The 11720-nt window shown below is 44.5% G+C and carries 9 protein-coding genes and 1 tRNA gene; 2 read left to right on the forward strand and 8 right to left on the reverse strand.

What is annotated here, in order from left to right:
• Positions 1–57: 57 nt before the first annotated feature.
• The 4 genes from rseP to glmS form a co-directional block, all read right to left on the reverse strand.
• Positions 58–1302, reverse strand: a complete 1245-nt coding sequence (gene rseP, locus ACW12G_RS04015) for an RIP metalloprotease RseP (protein ID WP_455647326.1) — start codon at positions 1300–1302, stop codon at positions 58–60.
• A 3-nt stretch (positions 1303–1305) separates the two neighbouring features.
• Positions 1306–2100: a phosphatidate cytidylyltransferase gene (locus ACW12G_RS04020; RefSeq protein ID WP_029509217.1), complete on the reverse strand. Its 795-nt coding sequence runs from the start codon at positions 2098–2100 to the stop codon at positions 1306–1308.
• A 3-nt stretch (positions 2101–2103) separates the two neighbouring features.
• Positions 2104–2883 (reverse strand): isoprenyl transferase, encoded by a 780-nt coding sequence (locus ACW12G_RS04025; RefSeq protein WP_029509216.1) that lies wholly within the window; start codon positions 2881–2883, stop codon positions 2104–2106.
• A 112-nt stretch (positions 2884–2995) separates the two neighbouring features.
• Complete coding sequence (gene glmS / locus ACW12G_RS04030; protein WP_455647327.1) at positions 2996–4801, reverse strand: glutamine--fructose-6-phosphate transaminase (isomerizing); 1806 nt, start codon at positions 4799–4801, stop codon at positions 2996–2998.
• A 210-nt stretch (positions 4802–5011) separates the two neighbouring features.
• Here glmS and ade point away from each other — a divergent pair, with 210 nt between their 5' ends.
• Both ade and ACW12G_RS04040 read left to right on the forward strand, forming a co-directional pair.
• The gene (ade, locus tag ACW12G_RS04035; protein ID WP_455647328.1) at positions 5012–6667 is read left to right on the forward strand and encodes an adenine deaminase; all 1656 of its coding nucleotides are present in this window, start codon (positions 5012–5014) and stop codon (positions 6665–6667) included.
• A gap of 2 nt (positions 6668–6669) precedes the next feature.
• The gene (locus tag ACW12G_RS04040) at positions 6670–7161 is read left to right on the forward strand and encodes a hypothetical protein (RefSeq protein ID WP_455647329.1); all 492 of its coding nucleotides are present in this window, start codon (positions 6670–6672) and stop codon (positions 7159–7161) included.
• A gap of 27 nt (positions 7162–7188) precedes the next feature.
• Here the strand turns inward: ACW12G_RS04040 and ACW12G_RS04045 are convergent, their stop codons facing one another.
• The 4 genes from ACW12G_RS04045 to ACW12G_RS04060 all read right to left on the reverse strand — a co-directional run bounded on the left by ACW12G_RS04045 (position 7189) and on the right by ACW12G_RS04060 (position 11516).
• Positions 7189–9591: a DNA translocase FtsK 4TM domain-containing protein gene (locus tag ACW12G_RS04045; protein WP_455647330.1), complete on the reverse strand. Its 2403-nt coding sequence runs from the start codon at positions 9589–9591 to the stop codon at positions 7189–7191.
• 126 nt (positions 9592–9717) lie between these two features.
• Positions 9718–9789: transfer RNA gene (locus ACW12G_RS04050), tRNA-Glu, on the reverse strand.
• Positions 9790–9858: 69 nt separating this feature from the next.
• The gene (locus ACW12G_RS04055; RefSeq protein WP_010000283.1) at positions 9859–10371 is read right to left on the reverse strand and encodes a tRNA (cytidine(34)-2'-O)-methyltransferase; all 513 of its coding nucleotides are present in this window, start codon (positions 10369–10371) and stop codon (positions 9859–9861) included.
• A complete protein-coding gene (locus ACW12G_RS04060) occupies positions 10368–11516 on the reverse strand; it encodes an AI-2E family transporter (RefSeq protein WP_029509210.1) in 1149 nt (382 codons plus the stop codon). Before ACW12G_RS04060 ends, ACW12G_RS04055 begins: the two co-directional genes overlap by 4 nt.
• Positions 11517–11720: the final 204 nt, after the last annotated feature.

An 11720-nucleotide genomic window follows, 5' to 3' on the forward strand; every position in this document is an offset into this window, starting at 1 on the left:
CTTTTACAGTATGTACGGCGCTAAGCGCCGTATTATTTGAACAACTAGTTATCTAAGTTATTCATTAATGGTTACCGCGACCAGCAAGACCACCATAAAGGCTGCCCCAGCAACGGTTACCGCATTTTCGATATTTTCTGGTAATGGTCGCCGCCAAATGGCTTCAATCAAATTCAAGAGCAACTTGCCGCCATCTAAGGCCGGAATTGGAATCAAATTCATCATCCCTAAATTAATCGATAGCATCGCCATATAAACCAAAATATTTAAGAAACCAGTTTTGGCAACCGTTGAGGTTGTCTTCGCAATGGCTACTGGCCCCCCGAGTTTGTTGAGGTTAAAGCCACCACTGAACAAATGGGTGATGGCATACCAGATGCGCTGCGTGGTACTACCAGTTGCTAATATACCATACTTTAGGCGTGCGCCAAAGTCGGTATACGTTTTTGGTGTCACGCCAATTAAACGCGTCGTCACCCTGTCAACTTGGACTTGCTTGGGGGTCAACGTCAGTGTTGCTGGCTTACCCTGCCGTAGCACGGATAGGGTTAACTTTTGACTGGTTGACTGACTAATGGTTGTCGCTAATTGTTCCCAAGAATGGATCTTTTGGCCATTAATCGTTTGCACTTGATCATTTGGCCGTAGCCCAGCTTGTTGCGCTGGCATGTTAGGCTGGACTGTCCCAATGATTGGTTGATTCAAGGTTACACTTGGCTGTAAGAAGCCGAGTAAACAAAAAACAACCAAAGCTAAGACAAAATTCATGACTGGTCCTGCAACGTTGATCAAGGCCCGTTGATAAACTTTAGCACTTTGTACCCAAGTATCACGCGGCGCAATTTGTACGGCGATGCCTTGTTTATCAATGATGGTTGCATCATGGTCAACGTTGACCGTCACCATATCAGATTCGTCTGCACGGTAGCCCGTCAATGTGAGCGCATCAGTCAAATCAAATCGATCGATTTGAAACGGTACCCCCTCGCCCAATTCCTCAATACGGGTGTCAATTGTGGTCACAATGCCTTGCGCATCAAAAATTAAACGAACGCGTTGACCTGCATCTAAGTCGGGTGTTTCATCCATCCCAGCCATCCGTACATAACCACCAACCGGTAAAACACGAATGGTATAAGTTGTATGGTTGCGACGCCAACTGAGTAATTTAGGCCCCATCCCGATCGCAAATTCACGGACAAGCACCCCAACTTTTTTAGCGGCAATAAAATGGCCAAATTCATGAACGGTCACCAAGACCCCAAAAATAACAATAAAAGCAATGATGGCTGTTAAATTCATAAGTTATCCTAACATGCCCAAAAGTGACATCAATGGCATCACAATCAACATTGAATCAAAACGATCCAAAATGCCACCGTGACCAGGCAAAATGTGGCCTGAATCTTTCACACCATAGTGACGCTTAAAGGCTGATTCAATCAAATCACCAAGCTGACCCGCAATTGATAAGAGCACCGTAAAGGCCAACAATTCAATAAAATTATAAGCAGGTAACCAGTGGCAAATCGTGTACAACGCTGGGACAATGATGACGGCAACAACACTACCACCAATTGACCCTTCCCATGTTTTGTTGGGGCTAATTTTAGGGGCCAGCTTGTGCTTGCCAATCGCCCGGCCTACCATGTATGCCCCTGAGTCAGTAATCCAAACAATCAACATCCCAAACATCACCGTCGCTAAGCCAACGCTATCTGCTTGATAGAAATAATGGAAGCCAGTCCCAATATAAAGCATGGCCAGTGTCAAAGCGCCCGCATCATCGAAATTAAAATGATTACGCACAATGATGGTATTGAGCAACATGAGGAACGCTAGAATGTAGAAAACAACATGCGCACTTTGAACAACCGGTACCCCTTGCCAAAATTGGTTAGGTAAGATCAAGGCAACCACCCCAACAAAGGCAATCAAAGCTTCAATCGAGACCAAGAAACGATGTTTCATGCGTAGGATTTCGCTCATACCAACAATGCCCATCGCCAAAGTTAACAAAAGTAGCGGGATACCGCCAATAATCAAGAGTGGTACAAATACAATTAAGGCCACAACGGCCGTGATGACACGTGTTTTCATATCTTAGGACTCACTTTCATACGTCTCATTTAAACCGCCAAAGCGACGGTCACGTCGGGTAAACGACGCAATAGCCTCCAGCAAATCGTCAGCCGTATAGTCCGGCCACAAAACATCCGTAAAATAAAGTTCGGCATAAGCTGCTTGATAAGGCATAAAATTACTCAAACGCAGTTCGCCTGACGTTCGAATTAACAAATCAGGTGCGGCAAGCGCCCCTAAAGCAGCCGTTTGTAAGGCCGCGGAGAAATTCTCAGGGGTAATATCAGCCGGATCAAGGTCGCCAGCTGACACTTGTTGTGCCAATTGTTTAGCTGCGTCAACAATTTCAATTTGCCCACCGTAGTTCAGTGCGAAATTTAACACCATGCCGGTGCCACCAGCAGTTTGCGTGATGGCATTTTGGACCGCCCGCTGTGTGCCTTCCGGCAACTGGGTAATATTCCCCATCACTTCGACGCGAATATTATTTTTAATCAAATCAGGGACAAAATCATTGAAAAAATCAATGGGTAACTGCATTAAAAAGTTCACTTCATCATTAGGTCGTGACCAATTTTCCGTTGAAAAAGCGTAAAGTGTCAAGACTTTAACGCCAAGATCACTGGCTGCTGTTGCAATCCGCTTAACGGTATTCATCCCAGTTTTATGACCCGCAATCCGCGGCATCATGCGTTTTTTAGCCCATCGACCGTTACCATCCATGATGATGGCAATATGGTCAGGAATTTTAAGTTGTGCTGGTACAACTTTAGGATCTGTTTTTGTTTTAAAAAGCGCCAAGAGGCCCCCTCCTTCATGCGCAAAAGCGCAATGGTATCTCATTTATTTTACCAGATGTCTTGTCTTGGCACAAAAAAAAACGTGATAAGAATTTTCTTATCACGTTTCGGACTTATTGCACTGTCACTGACTTCGCCAAGTTACGTGGGCGGTCAACGTCCAAACCACGATCAAGCGTTGCATAATAAGCAATCAATTGTGCTGGAATCACCACCAACAATGGCATCAAAAGTTCATTAACTTCTGGCAAAACGTAAGCATCCCCTGGCTTTGCTAATGACTTTGTCGCAAAGACAATTGTGTTTGCCCCACGGGCTGCAACTTGCGCAATTTCACCACGCACAAGGCCAGCTGTTTTCGCTTGTGTTAACAAAGCAAAGACCGGTGTGCCTTCTTCAATCAATGAGATTGTCCCGTGCTTTAATTCACCAGCAGCAAATCCTTCTGTTTGCACGTATGAAATTTCCTTCAACTTCAAGGCTGCTTCAACGGCAACTGCGGCATCCAAACCACGACCAATGTAAAAGGCTGAATGACGACCACGCAAAGCTGATTCAGCAATTGCCTTGAATTCATCTTTTTGATCGATGATGACTTGCATTTCAACTGCCACCTTCGCCATTTCATGCTTCAAGTCAAGGCCACAATCACCTACGGCATGGGCCAAAATGGCTTCCACAATAATTTGGGCTGTATAAGCCTTTGTTGAGGCCACGGCAATTTCTGGGCCCGCCAACAATGGCAAGGCAAAGTCAGCTTCACGTGTCAAAGTTGAATTCATCACGTTAGCAATGGTTAATGAGCCATAACCTTGCTTGATCACGTTATCCAACACTTCACGAGAGTCGGCTGTTTCTCCTGATTGACTCAAGAAAATAAAGAATGGCTTCTCGCTCAACAAAGGTTGGTCATAAGCAAATTCTGAAGCAATGTGAACTTCCGTTGGCTTACCAGTCCATTGTTCAAAGTAACGCTTGCCAACCAAACCAGCGTGGTAAGACGTTCCAGCAGCGACAATATAAATACGGTCAGCGGCCTTCATAGCGTCAATAATGGCTGGATCAATATTTTGAATTTGGTTGTTGTCATCAAAATAATATTGTGACAATGAACGCGCTACCACAGCTTGTTCATCAATTTCTTTCAACATGTAGTAAGGATAAACACCCTTATCTGTTTCTGAAGCATCAATGTCAATGTGGAAAGGTTCACGTGAGATTTCGTCACCTTCAGCGTTGAACAATGTCACGGCATCCTTATCGATTACCGCAATTTCACCATCCATCAATTCGATGAAGTCTTTCGTCACATCAAGCATGGCAGCAGCATCTGATGTCACCACGTTGGCTTCTTCAGATACACCAATCAACAATGGTGACTTCTTCTTGGCTGCATACATCACATCTGGTGTTTCACGATCCATCAACAAGAAGCCATAAGCTGAGTTTTCATCCAACAAGCTAATCATTTGACGGAAGGCATCGAGTGTTGATAAGTTGTTTTCTTTTGAGAACTTATCAATCAATTGCACCGCAACTTCAGTATCAGTTTGTGAATGCAACTTCACGCCTTGCAAATACTTTTCACGTAATTCATCATAGTTTTCAATCACGCCATTGTGGACCAAATAGAAACGGCCATCTTCTGACATATGTGGGTGAGCGTTTTCAACAGAAACACCACCATGGGTTGCCCAACGTGTGTGGGCGATACCAGCAGTTCCAGCAATGCCTTGGTCTTTCGTTGCTTCTTCTAACTTGGCAACGCGTCCTTGTTCGCGAACCAAATAGTCACCAGCTGATCCGTTGCTGACATAGACACCAGCTGAATCATAACCACGATATTCAAGCTTTTCCAAGCCTTTTAACAAGTTTGGCAACACTTGGTTCACACCAGTATATCCAACAATTCCGCACATAGTTTATTTACCCTCTTTATAAAATTGGTCAATACGTTATATTAACCTAACATCCACTATTCTACGGCAATACTTTTGCTTTGTCAATAAATTTTAAAAATTGGTCTAGTTGAAATCAAGACTGAAATCGACTGCTATCACCCCAATATTCCAGGCTGCATCGCCGCCCATTTGTGGTAAACTATTAAAAAATTGAAAGCGAGTGTTATTGTGGCAAAAACCGTGTCATGGCATATTATTAACGCCAAAATATTAGATGTCTTCAACTTAACTTTTGATGAAACGGAACTCTGGATTGATGATCAAAAAATTGTCTATCGCGGCCAACGTTCCGACTTACAGGCCGCACATACTTATGATGCCAAAGGTCAATATATTGTTCCTGGTCTCATTGATGCCCACGTCCATATTGAAAGTTCATTACTCGCTCCCAGTGAATTTGGTAAGCTGGTTATCCCACGTGGGGTGACGCGTATTTTTGCTGATCCGCATGAAATTGCGAGTGTTTCCGGCGTTTCCGGCATTCAATATATGTTAGAAGAAGCGCGTCAGTCACCACTACACATTCATTATATGCTCCCGTCTTCTGTGCCAGCGACGCCGTTTGAACACGCCGGCGCCAAGCTACATGCCGATGCGCTTAAACCTTTTTATAGTGTGCCTGAAGTTAACGGCTTGGCTGAAGTCATGGATTTCCCAGCGGTCTTTAATGAAGATAGTGACATGCACCAAAAGATTCGCGACGCCCAAGCCGCGGGTAAACAGGTCGATGGTCACGCGTCCGGCCTTTCTCGCGAACAGCTGGCGATTTATCGTAAGTACGGGATTAGTACCGATCACGAAAGTGAAAATGCTAAGGAAGCATTGGAACGTTTGAACGCTGGTTTTGCTGTTTTTGTCCGTGAAGGCACCGTTGAACGTGATGAATTAGCGATTTTACCTGCAATCACCACGGCTAACCAATCCCATTTTGCGTTTGCAACCGATGATAAAACTGCCAATGACCTGCAACGTGAAGGCTCAATTGACTTTAATGTCCGCTTAGCAATTCAAAACGGCATGTCGCCTGCCATGGCCTTTACGATCGGCAGTTACAACGCCGCCAAAGCTCAAGGATTAACTGATGTTGGCGCCCTCACTGATGGGTTTGTCGCCGATTTGGTCATTATCGATCAATTAAACGACTTTACCGCCCAAAAAGTCATGGTTAACGGCCAATGGTATAACGAAGCCGAAACCACAGTGCTACCCCTGGCCAATCAGTCACTCAACTTCACCTTAACAGCGGCGGATTTGGCACTACCTTTGGATCCTGAAAAACCAGCTCATGTGATTGGTATTATGCCGCATCACATCACCACAACGCATCTGGTTGAAAACGTGCCCACCGTTGATGGTCAGTTTGTCGCTGATGACACCTACGCTAAAATTGTCGTTGCTGAGCGTTATCACAACCTCGGTCACGGGGTGGGTATCATTAAAGGGCTGCACTTAAAAAGTGGCGCGATCGCTTCAACCATTGCCCATGATTCACATAACGTGATTATTGCTGGCACTAATGATGAGGATATGATTTTGGCAGCCAACACACTGCGTGACATGGGCGGTGGTGAAGTGGTGGTGCACAACGTCCAAGTCACCACTTTACCCTTGGCAATTGGTGGTTTAATGTCAGAAGCGCCCTATCAAACTGTGATTGAAAATGATCACAAACTGCAAGCGGCCTTTGCTGAACTCAGTGACATTCCGTTTGATCCGTTTTTGACCCTTTCCTTTATGGCATTACCCGTTATTCCAAGCCTCAAAATCACCGATCAAGGCTTATTCGACTTTAACCGTTTCTCATTTATTACAATTCAGGATTAATTATGAAAACATACAGCATTTCACCAGAACACTTATTAAAAATTTTTCTCGGTCAACCCGACAAACTTGACATTGATGACACTGGTCTTATACTACTGGCTGCCAATAAAAATGACCAGCCCAACCTCCCATCAGAAATGGCGGGCGGCATTGTGTATTTAGAAAATCACCAACCAACCTTGGTCTCATTGGTCCATCCATTTGCCGTCCCCGAACAAGCCGGCGTCTTTGAAACGGATGATCACCTCATTCATCGTGAACCCATTAACTGGTTTGGGCCACAAGCTATTGTGGTTGAAAAAAAGTTACAAGACTTTGCCAAACAATATGATGGCCCACGCACCGACAACGGGCAAATTCCCCGCGCCTATATTCCCGATAACATTGCCGAACCCGCGATTTTATCAGATCGCTATTGGCAAGACTATGCCAAGTTTGTCAATGATCCAGACTGTCAGTTTCAAGCGCAAATCAAACCCCTCTTTAACGACTAAAAAAGATCGACTTTGCGTCGATCTTTTTTAGTGTTCTACACCGGAGCTACCATCACTAATATTGACATGTCGTGGTTTAGAACCTTCGGCAGGCCCAATATAACCACCTGCTTCAAGGTCATCAATCAAGCGAGCTGCGCGATTATAACCAATACGGAAACGTCGCTGCAATAATGAAGTAGAGGCTTTTTGTTGTTCAATAATGAACTGTAAAGCTTCTTGGAACAACTCATCTTCACTATTGCCTGCACCGCTACCATCACCCGCATCTTGGGCAATTTCTTCATCGGTTACTGTCATGGCTTCTGAATACTGAACTTCTTGTTGCGCCTTGACAAAGGATACCACGTTCGTCACGTCAGTGTTACTAATAAAGGCCCCTTGGACACGCTGTGTTGGCTTACCTGGTGGGGCAAAAATCATATCGCCACGTCCCAACAATTTTTCAGCCCCGTTTGTATCTAAAATCGTGCGTGAATCAATACCAGAGGCTGTTCTAAAGGCGATACGCCCTGGAATATTACTTTTAATCGTACCGTTAATGACTTTCACATCCGGTCGCTGAGTAGCCAAAATCATGTGAATCCCAGCCGCACGCGCCTTAGCACCCAGACGTGCAATGGACACTTCAATTTCGGAACCGACGGTACTCATCAAATCCGCAAATTCATCGACAATCGCGACAATATAAGGCATTTTTTGCATCACAGCTGCGCCAGTTGTCTTGGCTTCCGCATTTTGTTGCTCGACCGCCGCATTGTATTCGCCAATGTTACGCTTCCCAAATTGGGCGAGCAACTTATAGCGATTTTCCATTTCGTCCACCACTTTTTGGAGTGAACGCGCCGCTTTGCGCGGATCAGACACCACCGGTGTCAACAAATGTGGAATCCCATTATAAATTGACAGTTCAACCACTTTGGGATCGACCATCATCAACTTGACTTCGTTTGGCTTCGCTTTCAGCAAAATCGAAATAATAATCCCATTTAACCCAACCGACTTACCCGAGCCAGTTGAACCAGCGATCAGCAAATGCGGCATGTCGGCTAGATTAGCCATAATGATATTACCGGTCACATCGCGCCCCAATGGGACATTTAATGGATGACCATCATCCTTTGGCGCCTGTTCAATCATATCGCGGAAGCCAACTGTGGCTTGCGTGTCATTAGGCACTTCAATACCAACATAAGGTTTTCCCGGAATTGGGGCTTCAATACGAATAGACTTGGCTGCTAAGGCCAATGCTAAATCATCGGCCAAATTGGCAATTCGATTAACCTTAACCCCTTGACCTGGTTTCAATTCATACTGGGTCACAGTTGGCCCAAGTGACACACTCGTTACTTCTGCTTCAACACCAAAGCTTAACAGCGTATCATGCACGAGACGTGATTTTTCTGTCAAACTTTGGAATTCCTTAGTCTGATCAGTTGGCGATACCTTGGTTAACAAATCAGCCGTTGGCAATTCATAATCTGGATTATCTTGCCCTGACGTTTCCGTCGCCAAAGCCAATGGTTCATCATCATCGCCTGCATCAGACACTGATGCAGGTGCGCTTGCTGGCTTAGGGGTCGACACAGCTGGTGCCGGCGTTGGTGCTGTTTCAGTCGGCGCCACTGGTCCCTGCCATTTAATTTCCGGTTCGACAAATTCAGTAGCCGGCGCGGTAGCGGGTGGTACCACTGGATCAACTGTGGCAGTTTTGGTTGTTTTCACACCTAATGGATCATCGCCAAAGTCCGTAATACTCTTTTTGGGACGTTCCCGCCGTTTAAACAAAGGTTCACGTGGTGGCATGTTCGCGCGCTGTTCTTGCACATAAGCCACCCCATTTTGTGCTTTTTCAATCCCTTTTTGCGTTAAATCACGCGCCGGAATTCTAAAGAAAATAATCACGCCGCTCAACAGTAAGATTAGGGCAAGCAGCCAAGTCCCAATATTAGCGACTAATGTAAAGCAGCCATTATAGAGCATGGCACCAACTACCCCACCACCAACGGGGGTATTGGCAGATTTATTAGCAAAATCTTGACCAATCAATGTCATCACCGTTTGGACATAGCCATTGCTGTTTTTCACGGTATAGGTAAAAAATAGCAACGACGATAATGTTAACAGTGCGACAAACGCCATGATGGCCCCCAGCAAAAAATGCCGCGGGATACGCGGTAGCCGCTTATAAATCATCACATAGCCCAGAAGTACCGTCAGTGGCACGAGTACACCGAGATACAAATTACCAAATCCCAGACGGAAAACATTGGCCACGTAGGCACCTAACAAGCCCAATTTAAACGTTCCCATGACGCCTAAAAAGATGCTTAAAAGCAAGGCAATGTTTTTGCCAATCACAGCATTCATGCTTTTTTTTCGAGTTGATGCAGTTGTGCGTCGGCGTTGCGGTGTTTTACGAGTTGCCAAAATCCATACCCTCTAAATCTGATCGTTATGTCTTTTATTTTATCATGAAACCAAATCAAACTGGTGTTCGCTTTTAATGATTGTCCTGAAAACATAAAAAGCCGCAACCGAAGTTGCGACTTGATATAGCTCGTGAGAGAATCGAACTCTCGATTCCGCCGTGAAAGGGCAGCGTCTTAGCCACTTGACCAACGAGCCATGGTCAGTGTGTTTCATAACTGAAACAACTATATTATAGTAGCAAGATTTTCGCCCCTTGTCAACACTTTATTTCAATTTATCTTGTTCGTAAGTGTGCGTTGTTTCCAAATTCGGGAAACTTTGTTGACGCAATGCCTCATATAAGACAATTGCCACAGTATTTGATAAGTTTAATGACCGAATATGCGTGTCATCTTGTGGAATACGAATCGCTTTATCTGGGTTTTGGCGCATAAAGACTTCTGGCAAGCCAGTCGTTTCTTTACCAAAGAGGAAATAATGATCGCCATCAGTCACCGAATAATCAGGTTGGGTATAGTCGTAGTTCGCAAACTTTGAAACTAAATAGAGATGATCCGTCTCACGCAAGGTGTCAAGAAAGTCTGGGAGACTATCATGCTTGACCAATTGGACATGTTCCCAGTAATCCAATCCGGCCCGCTTCACATGCTTATCATCTAATTCAAACCCTAAAGGCTCAATCAGATGTAACACAGCATCCGTTCCCGCAGTTGTTCTGGCAATATTACCAGTGTTAGCCGGCATTACCGGTTCAAATAACACAATATGATTTGTCATTGTTCTACTTCTTCCGTTCCTTCTTTAAATAAGGCAGAGTTACTACGCCACCATGTATAAATTCGTGTCACAAGGACTTTGAGGACCGCATAAGTTGGCACACCCAAAATCACGCCGAGCACCCCAAAAATATGCGCACCAGTTAACAATACCACAATAACGGTCACTGGATGAATCGCCAAGGCATCCCCTAAAATTTTAGGCGCAATCACATGCCCTTCAATTGGCTGTTCAATCACGAGCACAATAATCGCCAAAATGAGCAGTTTAGGCCCACCAGCAATGAGGGCCACAATGAAAACAGGCACCTGAGCCAAAATCGAGCCGACGTATGGAATCATATTGAAGAAACCCGCCATCATCGCCAGTAAAATCCCGTAAGGCAAGCCAATAATCGTATAGCCAATCCCAAACATAATCATGACAGCCAAGCCCACACCCAATTGTCCACGAATATATTTAGCAATTTGCTTACTGATATCGGTTAATAATTCTCGTAATGAGTGCTGTGCTTTCGGTGGGAACTTTTCAGCAACAAAGCCTGAAAACTTATGCCCATCTAGCAACATATAGTACAAAATAAACGGTGTCGATACGGCTGTAATCCCAACTGATGTCAGCGTTGACGCCAGTGAGCTAATACCAGCCACCCCTGTGGTCAGGTATTTTTTACTCCAGTCAATCACATTTTGATTAATGCCAGTGTTGGTATTATTTAAGAATTCCCGTACCGGTTTAAATTGGCTGGACTTAAACGTTTCATTAATAAAGTTTTGACTGGTATGCCAATAATTTGGCCAATTGTCAATAAATGTCATGACTTGAAAGCGCAAAACAACGACTAACATCGTGATTAAGCCAGCAGCGAGCCCAATAATGGCAATTAATATCAGGCCAATTGCCAACGCTCTTGGAATATGGGTGTAACGCGTGAGCATTTTGACCAAAGGACTTAACAGATAATACAAGACCCCAGCGATTAAAATTGGTGCCCCAACAGCTGTAAACAAGGCACGAATAGGCTCCAAAATAAACCGCACTTGCCAACTCAAAAAAATAATCAATAAAATCAGTAGAATTACCACTAACCCGTTCAATAAGTTATTACCTGATAGCCAGCGTCGATACCATGATTGTTCTCTCATTCTAGCTCTTAACCTCCAATCTCGTGTAACCGTTTTGCAACAGTTGCGTTAGTTTGTCAACGACAAATTACTATTACTACCATAGTACCATATTTAAATGACGCATTTTATTGCAAAATTTTGCCCCTGCCCACAGCTGCTCACCCCAGTTGTGGCTAAATTATGATAATATTAAGATAACTCAATTTTGGATAGAAAGAACGT

The sequence above is a fragment of the Leuconostoc sp. genome, from assembly GCF_965300815.1.